An 18367-nucleotide genomic window follows, 5' to 3' on the forward strand; every position below is an offset into this window, starting at 1 on the left:
GTTCCCCATTAAGTAATCAACGAAAAAAAAGGCGCAGAAAAAACTGCGCCTTTTATTTAAACGACTGTATATGTTTAACTGTCTCTACAGAGACCATAACCTCAACAATCAATAAGAATCTCTCAATCCTAAACTTTGAATTAATGTTTGATAGCGAGGAAGATCATTCCGCTTCAAATATTTTAATAACTTACGACGTTTATTAACCAGGCTTTGCAAGCCACGTCTGGAATGAAAATCTTTTTTATGTTCTTTAAAATGGTCAGTCAAATATTTGATTCGGCCAGTAATTAAAGAAACCTGAACTTCAGGCGAGCCAGTATCTTTATCGGCACGTTTGTATTCATTAACAATTTCTGCTTTTTCCGCGCTATTTAGCGACATTATACACTCCTGGAACTAAGCTAAGTATTCATTTAAAGGGGGACATTCTACCAAGGCCTACAAAACGATACAAGTACTGGAAATTAATTTGTGCAAAAAATTTCATCTTTACTCCAAAATATAGATCAAATTAAACAATAATCCGTTTTAATCCTGGAATGCAAGCAATCGCTTTGCTTTTATATCTCCATTGGTTTGCCGCTCTCCTAATCCAATAAACTGTGACGCCTCATTATAGAGACGAACACAATCTGCTACTTCAACATTCATCTTATTTGCAATGACTTTGCCTTGACGAATAGTAAATACCTCATCTTCTGATAAGATAATCATTGTTAAATAATCAACTGCTCTGTCCATGGGGATCAAGCAATCAAGTTTTTGTGCTAATGACATTTCTTGTATTTGATCAAGTGTATACATCGGCATTTGTTCAAATCCCGAGGTATAAAGCCTATGTAATCGTGTCACATGTGCTCCAACATTCAGCTCATCGCCAATATCCTCAACCAAATTACGGATGTACGTTCCTTTACTGCATGTTACTGTTAATGAAAAATGCTTCCCATCAAACTCTTCCAATTGCAGCTGACTGATCAATACTTCTCGGGCCTGTCGCTCTATTTCTATTCCTTTTCTAGCGTAGCGGTATAAAGGAGTACCGTTATGTTTCAACGCCGAAAACATTGAAGGAACCTGTCTAATATGCCCTTGATATTTCGCCAAAATTTTATTTATCTGTTCTTCCGAAATACAAAAAGAATCAACCTGTGACATAATCTCACCAGTGGAGTCTGACGTATTGGTTTTAATTCCTAATAAACCTGTGGCTTCGTAACATTTATCAGCATCAAGTAAATACTGACAAATTTTGGTTGCCTCGCCAAAGCAAACGGGTAGCATGCCAGTGGCTAACGGATCCAGGCTACCTGTATGGCCGGCTTTTTTTGCACCAAACAAGCGCTTTGCTTTTTGTAACGCAGCATTGGATGTGATTCCCTCCGGCTTATTTAGTAATAAAATTCCGTTTATTGATGATTTAGTTTCAATTATTTTCATTATCATCAGAAGCAGGAGAATTTACTTCATCAATTAAACGACTCAAACGCTCGCCATATTCTATTGATTCGTCATAAATAAAATGCAGTTGTGGAACGGTGCGTAACGTGATGCTACGAGCCAAGGCGGTTCGTAAATAGCTTGCGGCAGCATTTAAGATATTAGCAGCCAGCTTTTTATCTTCATCAAATACAGTGAAGTACACTTTAGCATGACCTAAATCAGCAGCCACCTTGACTGCTGAAATAGTAACTAATCCATTTAAACGGGGATCTTTTACTTCCTGGGGAATAATCTGAGCTAATTTTCTTTGAATCATCTCAGCAATTCTATCAGTACGCTTAAAATTATTACTCATTTTTATAAATCACGCTTAATTTCAATTGTTTCATATACTTCTATTAAATCGCCAGGTTTAACATCGTTATAGTTTTTAACCCCAATTCCGCACTCAAATCCCTGACGCACTTCAAGAACATCATCTTTAAATCGTCTTAGAGACTCCAGAGTTCCTTCATAAATTACAACGTTAGAACGCAAGACACGAATAGGATTATTACGTTTAATTGAGCCTTCAACTACCATACAGCCAGCAATTGAACCAATTTTAGGAGATTTAAACACATCACGAACCTCAGCAATACCAATAATTTGCTCTTTAAATTGAGGCGCAAGCATACCGGTTAAAGCACCTTTAATTTGATCAACTATGTCATATATAACACTATAATAATGCAGTGATACCGACTCTTGTTCAGCCAGACGTTTAGCACCACCATCGGCTCTGACGTTAAAGCCTATTAAAATCGCACTTGATGCAATAGCCAGGTGAACATCAGATTCTGTAATGCCACCTACACCGTTCGAAATAACTTCAACATTAACTTCGTCGTTTGATAATTTGACTAATGCATCAGAAATAGCTTCCAGAGAGCCTTGAACATCAGCTTTTAATACAATATTCAATACTTTAGACTCAGTGGCAGTCATGTTTTCCATAATGCCTTCTATAGACGATTTTTGCCGTCGGGCTAATTTAACATCACGGAATTTGCCTTGACGGAATAAAGCCACTTCTCTTGCTTTCTTCTCATCAGGAACAACAACTGCTTCATCCCCTGCGTGAGGTATAGCAGATAAACCAAGAACTTCTACAGGAATTGATGGACCAGCACTATCAACCAGATCTCCATTATCTCCAACTAAAGCCCGTACCCGACCATATTGGAAACCAGCTAATAAAATATCACCTTTGCGTAAGGTTCCACTCTGCACTAATACAGTAGCAACTGGACCTCGACCTTTATCCAGACGTGACTCAATTACCACACCCTTCGCTGCACCATCGGTTAATGCGGTTAATTCCAATACCTCTGACTGCAATAAAATGGCATCAAGAAGATCATCAATACCCATACCAGATTTTGCTGAAATATTGATAAACATGGTATCACCACCCCAACTTTCAGGGATCACTTCATGAACAGATAATTCATTCATGACTTTCTCAGGATCCGCATCTGGTTTATCCATTTTATTAATTGCAACAATAATAGGTACTTTCGCTGCCTTAGCATGTTGTACTGCTTCAATTGTTTGTGGTTTGACCCCATCGTCAGATGCTACTATCAATATAACAATATCAGTTGCCTGTGCTCCACGTGCCCTCATTGCGGTAAACGCAGCGTGTCCTGGAGTATCAAGAAAAGTAATATCCCCTTTTGGAGTACTCACATGATAGGCACCAATATGCTGGGTGATTCCACCAGCCTCGCCTGCGGCAACTTTGGTGCGACGAATATAGTCCAATAAAGAAGTTTTACCATGGTCAACATGCCCCATGATCGTGACCACAGGCGCCCTGGACTCTGTAGTACTTCCTTTAGAAATCGATTCCCCTAAGCCAACCTCTATAGCATCGTCTTTTATAATAACTGCTTTATGACCCATTTCTTCGACAACAATTATAGCTGTTTCCTGATCAATAACCTGATTTATAGTTGCCATAGCACCTAAAGTCATCATTACCTTAATGACTTCAGCCACCTTCACTGACATACGTTTTGCAAGATCTGCAACTGTGATTGTCTCAGGAACAAGAACTTCTCTAATCATTGGAGTAGTGGGTAAAGCGAAACCATGGGTTAGTGATTCCTCTGCCTCTCTGTACTTATCTGACTTGTCTGATCCTTTTCGTTTTTTAAATTTGCTGCGTCCACCACGACGATGGGCATCTTGTTCGTCTTCTTCACGATTAAAAGATTGATATTTGGGTTTTTTCTTGGCTTTTTTAAACTCAGTTGACTCAGCCTCTGGTTTAGCCTGCTCGGTATGTTTCTTTTTACCGGGTTTAGGATCTTCTTTGATTGAGCTTCCAGGAGCAGGCTCTGATGCCGAACTTTCTGGGCCCTTATCAGAAAATATTGCTAATGGATCAACCGGCTCCCCTTCAGCTGCTGGACTATCCACAACTTCAGATATTATTTCATCAATGGGGGCTTTAGCCTCGGCAATACTCTCCACTTGCTCCGTTGGAGATGTTTCAGAAATACTGTCAGTAAGATTGTGTTCCTCGTCAGCAAGAACATCTGCTGCGTCAGTTGTAACTTCTTTGACCTCAGTATGTTCTACAACCGTACTGCGTTTAACAAAGGTCTTTTTCTTGCGAACCTCAATATTAACTTTCTTACCGCTGTGAACATCATGACCAACAGTAACCTGAGATACTTTACGTCTTAAGGTTATTCTTCCAGGTGCATCGGTAATATCACGCGCAGAACTACCCTTTAAATGACTGAGTAAAATTCGCTTTTGATCTTCATTCACTGTCTGTTGATCATCAGTGAAAGACAACCCTGCTTCCTGTAACTGGTTCAATAAGCGTTCAACCGGAATACCAACGACTTGAGCTAATTGTTTAACCGTCACATCCGCCATATTTTAATCCCCTTTCAGCAATTTCTTATAAAACTGCATATATTCTATTTCTACAAGCACCACATTGGTGTGTATATTATCAAAAACCTAGGTTTTAAATAAACCAAGGCTCTCTTGCTTTCATAATTAAAGCACCGGCCCTTTCTTCAGTGATACCTTCAATTTCTAATAATTCATCTACAGATTGCTCTGCTAACTCTTCCATCGAAGTAATGCCTTTACTTGCTAATTTATTAGCAAGATCATCAGTCATTCCTTCCATCGTCAGAAGTGAATCATCTGGAGAACCGGATAATCCCTTTCCAGATGTAAGCGCCATGGTAAGCAAGGTATCATTCGCTCGGTTTCTCAGTTCTTCAATAATTTCTTCGTCAAACTCTTCTATAGCGAGCAGCTCTTCTTTAGGCACATAAGCTACTTCTTCAAGAGTAGAAAATCCATGGGCTACTAGCAATGCTGCAATTTCTTCATCAATTTCAAGCGCCGAAGTAAACAGGTTCACTATTTTACCAGATTCTTCCTGATTTTTATTTTCAAACTCTTCAACGGTCATCACATTCAGAGTCCATCCGGTTAACTGGCTGGCTAATCTTACATTTTGCCCATTTCGTCCAATAGCTTGAGATAGCTGATCTTTTTCAACAGCCAAATCCATTGTGTGACTGTCTTCGTCCACAACGATAGATGATATGTCTGCTGGAGCCATAGCATTGATTACTAACTGTGCAGGATTATCATCCCACAAAATAATATCAACACGTTCCCCGCCAAGTTCGCTTGAAACTGCCTGCACACGTGCACCACGCATACCAACACAGGCACCGATAGGATCAATTCGTCCATCGTTAGTTTTAACGGCTATTTTTGCCCTGTTACCAGGATCGCGAGCAGCTGCCTTCACATCGATAATATTTTCGCCAATTTCAGGAACCTCGATACGAAATAGCTCGATTAGCATCTCGTTTCGTGTACGGCTGACAAAAAGTTGAGGACCACGAGTCTGAGGTGAAATTTCATATAAATAAGCACGTACTCTATCATTTGGTCTAAACATTTCATGAGGCAGCATTTCAGACCGAGGTAAAAATGCTTCTGCCTTTCCACCCAAATCAATAATTATATTATCTCGAGTTACTTTTTTAACTGTACCATATACCAATTGACACAGCTTGTTACGGAACTGATCGATAACTAAATCACGCTCAGCTTCTCTGACTTTTTGCATAATGACTTGGCGAGCAGTTTGCGCTTCAATTCTGCCAAATTCTATAGAGGGAATAAGCTCTTCAATTCGCCCACCAATAGTTACCGATGGATTTCGCTCTTTAGCTTGTTCTAATGATAATTGCGCTTCTGAATTCTCCAGTTCCTCTTCATCGACAACATCCCAGTATCTAAAAGTTTCATACTCTCCAGTACGAGGGTCGAGCTTGATCCTTACACCTATATCTAATCCAAACATCTTCCGGGTTGCAGACTCCAATGCGGCCTGAATGGCAAGTATAATAACTTCTTTACTAACGCCTCTTTCGTTTGATAACGCTTCAGCAACTAATAACAATTCTTTGGTCATTGTTCGCCTCTCTAGACTGTCAAATTTGCTTTCACAATATTTGAAAAAAGTAGTTCATGATGTTCATTATTTATATCCAGTACAACCGCACTCTCTGTTGCTGATACAATAATACCATACACTTTTCGTTTACCATTTACTGGTTTAAAAGTTTTCACCTGAATGGAATCCCCTACATAACGTTGATACTGCAAATAGCTAAACAAGGGCCTGGGTATACCTGGAGATGATATTTCTAAACTATAGTTACCTGGAATTGGATCTTCTACATCGAGTAAGGCACTGACTGCTTTGCTCACTTCTTGACAGTCTTCAATCCCGATTCCATCTGCTTTATCTATATAGATTCTTAATAGCGAGTGCTTACCCTGGGAAAGATATTCACACCCCCAGAGTTCATATCCCATATCAATAATAGTGGGAGAAAGTAATTGTACTAGTTCATCTTGCATCATAATAATAACAAACAAAAAAAGGGCGTACACGCCCAAGTCTGTTAACTGACTTAGATTAGCACAATACCCTATTAAACATAATAAAAAACCCCATAAATGGGGTTCTAATAAAGTGGTAGCGGGGGCAGGATTTGAACCTACGACCTTCGGGTTATGAGCCCGACGAGCTACCAGGCTGCTCCACCCCGCGTCAACTGAGAGGAAGTATACTGGGACTTGTTGATCTTAGCAAGCACTTTTGACAAAGTTTATGAATTAATTAACAAAAGCATTAATACAGGTAGCAATTAAAGCACCAGGAAAAAGTCCTAAGTACAGTAATGAAAGGCAGTTAAGTGAATAGAACAAATTATTACCCTTGCCAATAACAACCGGATCTGAATTCATAGGTTGGTCAAAATACATTATTTTTACTAATCGTAAATAATAATACGCACCTACAACAGTAAATAATAATCCCAAAATTGCCACCCATGTCATCTGAACATCAACCAATGCCTTAAGTACCAATAGTTTGGTAAAAAATCCAACCGTTGGTGGAACACCGGCCATAGAAAACATCACAACGAGCATTAGAAAAGCCAACCAGGGACTTCTCTTGTTAAGGCCTTTCAAATCGTCAACACTGTCTATTTCCATACCATGATTTGACATTAAAACTATCAGTCCAAAACCCGCAGCAGACATAAGGGAATAGACTACAATATAATATAAGGCAGCAGAATATCCTTCAGGAGTAGCCGCTAAAATTCCAAACAATGCATAACCCATGTGGGCGATTGCTGAATAAGCAAATAGACGCTTAATTTTGGATTGAATCACAGCGAGCAGATTACCAATACCGGCAGACAGTAGAGCCATAATTAGAATGATTTGTTGCCACTGCACATTTATATCTATCAAACCAATGGTGAGCAGCCTCAATGCCATTGCTAAAGCTGCAATTTTAGGTGCAGTACTAATAAATAACGTAACGGAGTTTGGTGCGCCTTGGTATACATCAGGCGCCCACATGTGAAAAGGAACAGCGGCTAATTTGAATCCAACGCCGGCGAGAATAAATACAACGGCAAAGGCCAACAGTAAATTTTGTTGTTGACCAGTAGTTGCAATGACATTCGCAATATCTAATAAATTAAGTTTTCCAGTAGCACCATATACCAATGACATGCCATACAGAAGCATACCTGAAGCGATAGCACCCATAACAAAATACTTCATTGCAGCTTCCGATGCGTCACTATCTGTGCGCCTGATTGCAGTCATAGCATATAGAGGTAATGACATTAGCTCCAAACCAAGATACACCGTTAACAAAGAATGTGCAGAGATGAGAATCATCATACCTAATGTAGAAAAAAGACCAAGAACATAGTAATCACCACTTGGCATTTGACGCTCGTCTATGTAATTCCGTGAATAGATAAAACTGAGCAGCACCGTAATATAAACAAAGAACTTCATTAGATGTGCTACATCATCACTAATAAATAAACCGCTAAAAATAATTACTTTAAAACTACCTATATATAAATAACTCACACAGGCAGCTAAAATCAGACCAATACATGCTACAAAAAAAGGTAAAGATTTATATTTGTGACGGAAAAACAAATCCGTAAGCAATGCAAGGCATGCCGTGGCAAGCACAATCATTTCAGGAAATGCTAAGTGTATGTTTTCAAGTAATGCGATCATAATGATTAACCTTGCAATGTTACAATTTTGATTTATCAGCTAATGCTAATGTATGACTTACTGTTTGATGAACATACTCAAGCATTGGCTTTGGATAAACACCCATAGCGATGACCATCAGGGCAAGCAATACATAAGCACTTAACTCAAAACCCGAGATATCTTTTAAGTCAGCCACTTTATCATTGGCAATTGGTCCGAAAATTACGCGCTTGTACATCCAAAGCGTATAAGCTGCGCCGATAATTAAGGTTGAAGCTGCCCAAAAAGCTATCCAGAACCCGGCCTTGATACTCCCCAAAATAACCATAAACTCACCAACAAACCCTGAAGTGCCAGGTAAACCGGCGTTCGCCATAGCAAACAACATAAAAAAGGAAGCAAATATTGGCATGGTATTCACAATTCCACCAAAATCTGCTAGCCGGCGGGTGTGCATGCGATCATAAATAAAACCAACCCCGGCAAACATGGCGCTGGACACAAAGGCATGGGAGATCATAACCACGATAGCACCTTCCAATACCAACCCGGCACTACTTAAACCGCTTTGCTTTGCGATGGCAAATATCGCAAAGCAACCTAAGGTTACAAAACCCATATGTGAAATTGAAGAGTACGCAATCAACCTTTTCATATCTTTCTGAATAATTGCTATTAAGCCAATATAGACTACTGCAATTAACGATAAGGCAACCATTAACACCGCATATTTACTACACGCATCAGGAACAATGGGAAGCGAAAAGCGAATAAATCCGTACGCTCCAAGCTTTAGCAAAATTGCAGCAAGAATAACTGAGCCTCCCGCCGGAGCTTCGGTGTGAGCATCGGGCAACCATGTATGTACGGGAAACATAGGAATTTTTATCGCGAATCCAAGGAAAAATGCAATAAAAATCAATGTTTGTGCCGTCATAGTCAATTTAATAGCGTAAAATGTTTCAATTTTAAATGATCCTGCGATATACCCCATATAAAGGAAACTTGCCAACATCAAAACAGAACCTAAAAATGTATAAAGGAAAAATTTTATTGCAGCATAAACACGATTTTCTGATCCCCAAATACCAATGATTAGGTACATTGGAATTAAGGTGGCCTCCCAGAAGATATAAAACAAAATTGCGTCCATAGCGGAGAATACGCCTACCAATAGTCCCTGCATGATTAAAAATGCAGACAGATATTGGGCAACCCTGTTGTTTATACTGTCCCAGGTTGAAAGGATTACGATCAAGTTAGTAAAAATACTTAAAACAATGAGTAACAGCGATAACCCATCAATCCCAAGACTGTAATTAATACCCAGCGCTGGCATCCAGGGAATCTCTTCTAAATATTGCATGCTGAATGTTTGGAGATCAAAACCCCCGATCAGTGGAACGCAAAGTAATAAACAGAGTAATACCGTAAATAATGATAAGTAACGCGAAATATTAGGATTGCTATCGTCTCCAGTCAGGAGTACAAAAACACCACCTATAATTGGCAACCAAATTAACAAATTGAGCAAATGATGCATAACCTCACCTTATCTTTAGCCCAGTATCAACCAGCACAGAAAACCTAATAATCCAAATATCATTACTGTCGCATAATGATATAGATAGCCACTTTGTATGGTACGACCCTTTGATGAAAACCATCTAACCAGACGCCCACTACCATTTACTACAAAGCCATCAATTAATTTTTGATCGCCGATATTGTAAAAAAATCGACCCATACCTTTGAGCCCTTTTACGAAAACCAAATTATTAAAACGATCGAATCCATATTTGTTGATCAAAATACTATAAATTAATGAGAAGTAACGAACTAAATACGAAGGGATTGTTGGGATGGCAATATAACAAATCCAGGCTATAACCGCACCAGCAATAGTAACCCATAGAGTTAATGAATATATAGAATGAATCATGGTTGCGAATGGAGAGGTCACTTCATGAGCAAGTTCAGCCAGGACATTATGTTCAGGAAGGATAAACAGTGATGAGCTCAGCAAACTGGGGGTGTCAAACAAGATAGGCATATAAAGTATGTACCCTAGAATAACAGAAGGAATGGCAAGTAGCACCAAAGGAAGCCACACTACCCATGGAGACTCGTGAACATGGCTTAGAGTATGCTCATCCATACGAGGTTTACCATGAAAAGTCATGAATAAAGATCTGAATGTATATAGTGCGGTAACCATAGCACCAGCAGTAACACAAAAATAGGCATAACTGCTACCGGGAATCTGGGACAATTGAGTTGCCTCGATAATAGTATCTTTAGAATAAAATCCGGCAAACGGCGGGAATGCACATAGAGCTAAACTACCAATAACAAAGGTTATGTAGGTAATTGGCATTTTATTCCATAAGCCACCCATTTTGCGCATATCCTGTTCATGATGCATACCGATGATAACAGAGCCGGCTCCAAGGAATAATAAAGCTTTAAAACAAGCGTGCGTCAGCAGATGAAACATTCCTGCACTATACGCTGATGCGCCCATCGCAACCATCATATAGCCTAATTGAGATAATGTGGAATATGCAACTACCCTTTTTATATCATTCATTACCAGAGCTAAAATACCAGTGAATAGCGCTCCCGTTGCTCCTATGACCAATACAACTGTCAGAGCAGTAGTTGACAGCTCTATTAATGGAGAAATACGAGCAATCATGAAAACACCTGCTGTAACCATCGTAGCTGCATGGATTAAAGCCGAGATAGGTGTGGGACCTTCCATTGACTCAGGCAACCACACGTGCAAAGGAATTTGTGCTGACTTGCCCATTGCGCCAACATAGAGTAGCAGGCAGGTGACTGTAATCACTGACCAGGGATGACCTGAGAATAACTCTATATTTTGACTGGCAAGATAACTTGCACTTTTAAATACAGTCGCATAGTCAAGACTACCGGTGTATGCAAAAACTAAAGCTATTCCTAAAACGAAACCAAAATCACCGACTCTATTAACCAAAAATGCTTTTAAACTTCCCTCAAGTGCAGACTCTTTTTGAAACCAGAATCCGATGAGCAAGTATGATACGAGACCAACACCTTCCCACCCAAAAAATAATTGCAGAAAATTATTAGCGGTGACAAGCATAAGCATCATGAAGGTAAATAAAGAAATATAGCTAAAGAAACGTTGATAGCCATCATCATCCGCCATATAGCCAATACTGTATATGTGTACCAACAAGGATACGAAATTTACTGTAATGAGCATGACGACACTTAGAGGATCAATTAAAAAACCTAAATTAAACTCATAAGGAATCAATAATCCCCCAGTAGCCCATTGGTAAAACAATACGCTTGTTGATGAAATTGAGCCTGAAAATAACTCATAAGCAATATAGACTGATAGCATTAAAGAGATAGCAACCCCAGTAATGGTTACCGAATGGGCCCCAACCCGACCTATTTGATTGCGAAAAAAACCAGCAATAACTGATCCAATCAAGGGAGCTAAAACAATTATTAGACAAAGTTGTAATATACTCACGATTTTAACCTTTTAAATGATTCATCTTATCTACATCAATATTGCCACGATTTCTGTATAGCAACATAACTATGGCCAAACCTATTGCTGCCTCAGCGGCAGCAACTGTTAAAATATAAAAAACAAAAACCTGCCCACTCAGATCATTGTAATAATGTGAAAAGGTCACGAAATTTGTGTTAACTGCCAACAGCATTAATTCCACGCACACCAGAAGTAAAATGATATTTTTGCGATTTAGCATAATTCCTACAAGGCTCAAACCAAATAGAATCGCACCTAATATCAGATAGTCAGTAACAGGTATCATACAGAATTCCCCAATTGTTATTTCTCTGATTTCATTTTGATTAATTGAACTCGATCTTGGCTTCGAGTCATAATTTGTTTCGTAATATCTTGTCGTTTGGAGCGAACTGAGCCACGATGAGCCAACGTTATTGCAGCTACTATAGAAACCAGCAAAATAACAGCCGCCAATTCGAATGCTAATAAATAATCTGTATAAAGTACCAAACCTAAAGCTTCAGTGTTCGAAACCTGGGGCTCTGAAATGGCTGGATATTTATTCGCTGGGGTATCTAACAATTGGGAGTTCGCTAAAAGTGATACGTTATTCTCTTGTTGCATAGCTGAAACATTAGACTTAAACGAATCCGCAGGAATGGCGACTAATAGCAAACCCGTCAATAAAGCAACCAGAATCAAACCAAAAGGCAAATAGCGTATCAAGTGCATTTTAATGCTTTCTGTATCAATATCCAGCATCATGACCACGAAAAGAAATAATGTCATTACTGCGCCAACGTAAACCAGGACAAGGATTAAAGCGAGAAACTCAGCTTCAATCAATAACCATAATACGGCACTGGCAAAAAAAGTAAGCACCAGAAATAGTACACAGCGAACTGGATTATTTTGGCTTATGACCATCAGAGCAGAGCCGACTGCCAGTGCTGCAAAAATGTAAAAAATCACCTGAATTAATAATTCATGCATAGCTCACCCCGTTATCGGTATTTTTCATCGGCAGCGCGATCTGCTGCTAGTTTTGGTTCCATCATATCACCAATGGCCAGTAGTTTTTCTTTGGTCATTATATTCTGGCCACGTTCACTGATATGGTAATGATGTATTGGGGTTACCACGATGGAATCTACAGGGCAAGACTCTTCGCATAAACCACAATTGATACATTTAAACATATCAATATCATACCGGGTAGTTCGTCTGGATCCATCCTCCCTTTCATCAGATTCGATGGTAATCGCTAATGCCGGACAAACAGCCTCACATAATTTGCAGGCTATACAACGCTCTTCACCATTTGGATATCTTCGTAATGCCAACAAACCTCTAAAGCGTGGTGAGAGAGGAGTCTGCTCTTCTGGAAACTGTACTGTTATCTTTTTTCTAAAAAAGTAACGACCTGTTACTCTTAAGCCAGCTAACAGTTCCAGCAGTAAAAAACTGCGTACATAATGCTTTATATATTGATATACTTTTTTCATCGGCTTCTCTATTAACCATCAAAACCAGGGTTTCAGGTGAGCTACAACCATTAAGGCTGTTACTATAACCCAAACTATGGTGACTGGGATAAGTACTTTCCAACCCAAACGCATCAGTTGGTCATAACGATAGCGGGGAAAAGTCGCTCTTACCCACAAATAAACAAAAAGAAAGAAAGTAATTTTTATAAGTAACCACACAAAGCCCGGTACTACGAAAAATATACTCTCCAGGAAAGGCATTCCTTCAAAAGGTGACATCCACCCGCCCAGGAACAAGATACTTATCAGAGTAGAGATAAGCGCCATGCTCGCGTATTCGGACATGAAAAACACCATAAAACCGATTCCTGAGTATTCAACATGAAATCCAGCTACAATTTCTGACTCACCTTCGGCTAAATCAAAAGGAGCTCTATTCGTTTCAGCGATACCAGCAATCCAAAATACTAAAAATAAGGGAAACAGAGGAACAAACCACCAATGTAGTATTCCACCTTTTTGTGACATGACAATGTCGGTTAAGTTCATGCTCCCAGCCGCTAGTAGGACACCTACAAAAGCAAAACCCATTGCAATTTCATAAGATACCGTTTGAGCTGCACTTCTAAGCGCACCAAACATGGCGTACTTTGAATTAGATGCCCATCCTGCAATCAAGACGCCATAGACACCTAGAGAACTCATAGCAAATGCATACAAAACACCGGCGTTAATGTTGGCCAGTACCAAGCCTTCATCGAAGGGAATCACTGCCCAACCTGCCAATGAGGGCGCTAAAGCGCAAAGGGGCGCTATAACAAAAAGGTACTTGTTTGATTTGGTTGGAATTATTATTTCTTTAGAAATTAATTTAATCAAATCTGCAAAAGGCTGGAGTAAACCTTTAAAGCCAACTCGATTTGGCCCAATTCGAACTTGAATGTATCCAATAACTTTTCGTTCTGCATAAGTTAGATAAGCAACGCAAAGCAGTAATGGAACTACTATCGCGAGTATCTTAAGGATAATCCAAACTAATATGCTAATATTTTGAAGCATTTCTTTACCTGTCTAGCGCTTAATAGTTATTGCAGCAAATGAATGGCCTAAGTCAACTGTCTCCGGCATTGCATTTGCTACCCAGACCACATCAGCCGCAATGCGCTCGTCACGTTTAAGCGGCAATGTTATCTCAATATCACCCTGAGATACAGTGGCAATTTCTTCTAATTTCAATCTATCTGCAGTTGCAGGATGAATACGTATACATGCTGATTCAGAAGCAGCACATAACTGCAACTCCATAGCATTTCTTACAATAGCATCGATACGGTACAGCGGCCACTCGCCAACTCGAACTAATGATTGATTTATAACGGGTAGAGACTCTGGATAGTAAGGCGTGTATTCCTGTTCCATATTCATAGAAGCACTGGTTTTGACTTCTGCCAGAATTTCTTCAGTTGATGTATATTCAAAATTTTTACAATGTAATAAATTACCCAGAACCCTTAATATTTTCCATGCAGGACGAGCTTCTTCATATGGCAATAATGCACCTTTTACGGTTTGCCAGGTATTATCTACATTAATATAGGTACCTGAGGTTTCTGCATATGGGGCTATTGGTAAAATGACATCGGCGTAATCCAGGATTGATTCATGATTATAAGCAGATAGCATCACTACAAACTCTGCTGCAAGCATAGACTGTCGAGCACCGTAGGGATTAGCAAAGTCATACCCTGGCTCTACTGCCATTAACAAATAGCCTTTCAGTTTTGCATCTAGCGATTCCTGGACATCAAGACCTGGCTCTGAAACAGATTTACCTGCAGCAGTTCGGTGAGGTAACATTCCAGCCATCCATGCACCAGCTGTATTTGAACCATTTGTTAGCCTGAGCACTTTTGCGCCACTTAATTTTTGAATCAAAAACACTAAAGTTCTCATTAAAGAAGCTTCGGGATGGTTCTCGCAGAGTGCACCCGTAATGAGGCAAGCCTTATCTTCTTTTAGTGCTTTAGCTGCATGCTTTGTTGTATTATCTACTTCGAGTCCCACCAGCAACTTTTGAACATCTTCTGGCAATTTATTAACATCATTTGCTAATGCTAAAGTCAATTTGGCTAACTGCATCGGCATTTCCAAAGGGGATACAATACTATTTCCTGTAAGTTCAAATCGATAATCAAAATCAACTGGATTTACAGCATATATTTTTGCTCCATTACGGAACGCTTTGCGTACTCTCACGCCCGCCAGAGGTACTTCTCTATCAATGTTACAGCCTATAAGGACAATTGAATTTTGATGTTCTATTTCAGCATATGCCAGAGAACTTTCAGGAGTTGTCGTTTGATTGTGTTGATCCCTGAAATCAGTTTGATGCAATCGATGATCCAGGTTCTGTACCCCAATTTCACGCATTAATTTTTGTAATAAATACAGTTCTTCTAAAGTCGAAGAGCTTGAGGCAAAAGCGGCCATTTGATCCGGACCATTTTGCTTAATAATTCGACTCATTCCTTCTGCAGCAAACTTTAATGCAGTTTCCCAATCAACAGTCTCCCATTGACCATCACGCTTAATTTTTGGCTTGCCTGCGCGAGATGGACTTTTTAGTCCGAGATAGCTGAATCTGTCTCGATCAGATATCCAGGTTTCATTAATAGACTCGTTTTCTTTGGGTACAGCCCTCATCAATTCATTATTTCTAGTATGTAAATAAATGTTTGATCCCAAACAATCATGGGGAGCCACACCATCATGCTGGGTCATTTCCCATGATCGGGCGGTAAATCGATAGGGTTTTGATGTCAATGCACCTACAGGGCATAGGTCAATAATGTTTCCTGAAACTTCTGAAGTCATACTGTGTTTAACAAAGGTGCCAATCTGCATGTGCTCGCCACGACCAGTTGCACCTAACTCTCTGACACCGGCAACCTCTTCGCCAAAACGAACACAACGTGTACAGTGAATGCATCGGGTCATCTCAGTAGATATCAGAACACCCAAATCATCATCTTCGACAGAACGTTTGGCCTCTGTGTACTCTGATTGATCCGCTCCAAAACCCATAGAAATATCTTGTAACTCACACTCACCGCCCTGATCGCATATAGGACAATCCAGGGGGTGATTAATCAGTAAAAACTCCATAACGACTTTTTGAGAGTGCAAAGCCTCTTCCGATTTGGTAAATACCTTCATCCCATTAGTTATTGGTGTTGCACAAGCTGGAACAGGCTTTCTACCATTTTCTACTTCAACCAAGCACATCCGACAGTTTGCCGCAACAGACAGTTTTTTATGGTAACAAAAGCGAGGGATGTATATACCTGCCTCATCCGCAACCTCAATAATCATTTTACCGTTTTCTACTTCAAATGTTTTACCGTCGATTTCAATAGTAGCCATGGTCTAACCTTCTAAATTATGCTGCAACGACCGAGCGTTTATGCGTAATAAAATAATCAAATTCATTATAAAAATGCTTCACGAAACTTTGCACAGGCCAAGCGGCTGCTTCTCCTAATGCGCATATCGTACGCCCTTCGATATTATCAGCGACATTGACTAACTTTTCTATATCTCCAGGCTCTCCATGGCCATGTATAATCCGATGCAATAGCTTTACCATCCAGCCAGTACCTTCACGGCATGGAGTGCATTGACCGCAAGATTCGTCCATATAAAACTCGGAAATACGATGTAAGGCAGTGACCATACACGTGGTTTCATCCATAATAATTACGGCTCCAGAACCAAGGCCTGATCCTGCTTTCTGGATGCTGTCATAATCCATATCTAATCCCATCATTACCTCACCAGGCAATACAGGCATCGATGTTCCACCTGGAATTACAGCTTTTATTTTTCGATTTTGCGTCACCCCACCTGCTAATTCGAGCAATGTTTTAAAGGGTGTACCTAATGGAATTTCAAAGTTACCGGGTTTATTGATATGACCGCTCACACTAAAACACTTGGTGCCACCATTATTCGGCTTTCCTAACTTTAAAAACCACTCGCCACCCTTTTCCAGAATGACAGGAACAGAGGCAAAAGTTTCGGTATTATTGATGGTGGTAGGCTTCCCATATAAGCCATAATTAGCGGGAAACGGTGGTTTAAATCGTGGCTGTCCTTTTTTACCTTCCAGGGAGTTAAGAAGTGCTGTCTCTTCTCCACAAATATAGGCCCCTGCACCCAAGTGGTTGTATAGATCAAAATCAATACCCGATTTTAGTATATCTTTACCCAGGAGTCCTGCTTGATATGCTTCTTTCAAAGCAGCTTCAGTACGTTCAAATGGCAACCAAAATTCACCACGGATGTAGTTGTATCCAACATTTGCCCCCATTACATATCCAGCTATAGCCATACCCTCAATAAGCTGGTGCGGGTTAATAGTCAATATTTCTCTGTCTTTGCAAGTACCTGGCTCACCCTCATCTGAATTGCACACTACATATTTCTGTACGGGAGAATTACGATTCATAAAACTCCATTTAAGACCGGTAGGAAATCCTGCTCCACCCCGCCCCCGTAAAGCAGATGTTTTCAATTCGTCGATAATGTGCTGGGGCGATGTTTGCTCTCCTAGTATTTTACGCCAGGCGCTATATCCACCAATACTTTCATAAGCAGATAGAGTCCAGGGCTCGGATAAATGAGCCGTGCGGTAACAAACTTGATTTAATTCAACCATGGCAACTACCTCTATCTTATTCGTACTGTTCTAATACCGTATCTATTGATTCGGCAGTAAGATTTTCATGATAATCCTTATCCACCTGCATCATTGGCGCGTTGGCACAGGCACCTAAACACTCAACGGATCTTAAAGTAAAGCGACCATCATTGGTTGTTTCACCTAATTTAATACCTAATTTTTTCTCTAGATGAGTTACCACGCCTGCAGAATTCCTTAAAAGACAGGAAATATTGGTGCAGACGTTAACTAAATGTTTACCAATAGGCTTATGCTCATACATTGTATAAAAGCTGGCTACTTCATAAACCGCAATTGGGGCCATATCCAAATATTCAGCTACTGCATCCATTAATACTGTTGTCAAATGACCATGTTCTTCCTGGACAATTCGTAGCGCACTCATTACCGCTGATTGTTTTTGATCGGCGGGATATTTGGCTATCCACTGATTAATCTCGTGCATTCTTTTTACAGACACGAATTGATGTAATATTTTCGCTGAATTCTCAGACATTTCTTAACCTTTATCTC

General features: G+C 39.9%; 15 protein-coding genes, 1 tRNA gene and 2 pseudogenes. All 18 read right to left on the reverse strand.

What is annotated here, in order from left to right; genetic code table 11:
- Positions 1–108: 108 nt before the first annotated feature.
- Positions 109–384, reverse strand: a complete 276-nt coding sequence (gene rpsO / locus HRS36_RS16290; protein WP_173238145.1) for a 30S ribosomal protein S15 — start codon at positions 382–384, stop codon at positions 109–111.
- 147 nt (positions 385–531) lie between these two features.
- Positions 532–1443, reverse strand: a complete 912-nt coding sequence (gene truB, locus HRS36_RS16295) for a tRNA pseudouridine(55) synthase TruB (RefSeq protein WP_173238146.1) — start codon at positions 1441–1443, stop codon at positions 532–534.
- On the reverse strand, positions 1430–1801 hold the full coding sequence (gene rbfA, locus HRS36_RS16300; protein WP_173238147.1) for a 30S ribosome-binding factor RbfA: 372 nt from the start codon (positions 1799–1801) through the stop codon (positions 1430–1432). Before rbfA ends, truB begins: the two co-directional genes overlap by 14 nt.
- Before the next feature lie 2 nt (positions 1802–1803).
- A pseudogene (gene infB, locus HRS36_RS16305) lies at positions 1804–3816 on the reverse strand (translation initiation factor IF-2); the annotation flags it as partial.
- Between the two features lie 230 nt (positions 3817–4046).
- Positions 4047–4380 (reverse strand): annotated as a pseudogene (locus HRS36_RS19095) (translation initiation factor IF-2 associated domain-containing protein); the annotation flags it as partial.
- 94 nt (positions 4381–4474) lie between these two features.
- Positions 4475–5953 carry a transcription termination factor NusA gene (gene nusA, locus HRS36_RS16310; protein WP_173238149.1) on the reverse strand — a complete coding sequence of 493 codons (1479 nt, stop codon included), beginning with the start codon at positions 5951–5953 and terminating at the stop codon, positions 4475–4477.
- Positions 5954–5964: 11 nt separating this feature from the next.
- Positions 5965–6408, reverse strand: a complete 444-nt coding sequence (rimP, locus tag HRS36_RS16315; protein WP_173238150.1) for a ribosome maturation factor RimP — start codon at positions 6406–6408, stop codon at positions 5965–5967.
- Between the two features lie 113 nt (positions 6409–6521).
- Positions 6522–6598 (reverse strand) — tRNA-Met (locus tag HRS36_RS16320).
- 65 nt (positions 6599–6663) lie between these two features.
- Entirely contained in the window at positions 6664–8106 is a 1443-nt protein-coding gene (nuoN, locus tag HRS36_RS16325) for an NADH-quinone oxidoreductase subunit NuoN (protein ID WP_173238151.1), read from the reverse strand.
- 19 nt (positions 8107–8125) lie between these two features.
- Positions 8126–9631: a complex I subunit 4 family protein gene (locus HRS36_RS16330; protein WP_173238152.1), complete on the reverse strand. Its 1506-nt coding sequence runs from the start codon at positions 9629–9631 to the stop codon at positions 8126–8128.
- A gap of 15 nt (positions 9632–9646) precedes the next feature.
- Positions 9647–11620 carry an NADH-quinone oxidoreductase subunit L gene (nuoL, locus tag HRS36_RS16335; RefSeq protein ID WP_173238153.1) on the reverse strand — a complete coding sequence of 658 codons (1974 nt, stop codon included), beginning with the start codon at positions 11618–11620 and terminating at the stop codon, positions 9647–9649.
- 4 nt (positions 11621–11624) lie between these two features.
- Positions 11625–11930 carry an NADH-quinone oxidoreductase subunit NuoK gene (gene nuoK / locus HRS36_RS16340; RefSeq protein ID WP_173238154.1) on the reverse strand — a complete coding sequence of 102 codons (306 nt, stop codon included), beginning with the start codon at positions 11928–11930 and terminating at the stop codon, positions 11625–11627.
- A gap of 17 nt (positions 11931–11947) precedes the next feature.
- The gene (locus tag HRS36_RS16345) at positions 11948–12619 is read right to left on the reverse strand and encodes an NADH-quinone oxidoreductase subunit J (RefSeq protein ID WP_173238155.1); all 672 of its coding nucleotides are present in this window, start codon (positions 12617–12619) and stop codon (positions 11948–11950) included.
- Between the two features lie 11 nt (positions 12620–12630).
- The gene (gene nuoI, locus HRS36_RS16350) at positions 12631–13131 is read right to left on the reverse strand and encodes an NADH-quinone oxidoreductase subunit NuoI (protein ID WP_173238156.1); all 501 of its coding nucleotides are present in this window, start codon (positions 13129–13131) and stop codon (positions 12631–12633) included.
- Between the two features lie 18 nt (positions 13132–13149).
- The gene (nuoH, locus tag HRS36_RS16355; RefSeq protein WP_173238157.1) at positions 13150–14172 is read right to left on the reverse strand and encodes an NADH-quinone oxidoreductase subunit NuoH; all 1023 of its coding nucleotides are present in this window, start codon (positions 14170–14172) and stop codon (positions 13150–13152) included.
- Positions 14173–14184: 12 nt separating this feature from the next.
- Positions 14185–16536, reverse strand: a complete 2352-nt coding sequence (gene nuoG / locus HRS36_RS16360) for an NADH-quinone oxidoreductase subunit NuoG (RefSeq protein WP_173238158.1) — start codon at positions 16534–16536, stop codon at positions 14185–14187.
- A gap of 16 nt (positions 16537–16552) precedes the next feature.
- The gene (nuoF, locus tag HRS36_RS16365; RefSeq protein WP_173238159.1) at positions 16553–17830 is read right to left on the reverse strand and encodes an NADH-quinone oxidoreductase subunit NuoF; all 1278 of its coding nucleotides are present in this window, start codon (positions 17828–17830) and stop codon (positions 16553–16555) included.
- Positions 17831–17846: 16 nt separating this feature from the next.
- Positions 17847–18350 (reverse strand): NADH-quinone oxidoreductase subunit NuoE, encoded by a 504-nt coding sequence (nuoE, locus tag HRS36_RS16370; RefSeq protein WP_173238160.1) that lies wholly within the window; start codon positions 18348–18350, stop codon positions 17847–17849.
- Positions 18351–18367 lie beyond the last annotated feature (17 nt).

The organism is Legionella antarctica (assembly GCF_011764505.1).
Taxonomy (GTDB): Bacteria; Pseudomonadota; Gammaproteobacteria; order Legionellales; family Legionellaceae; genus Legionella; species Legionella antarctica.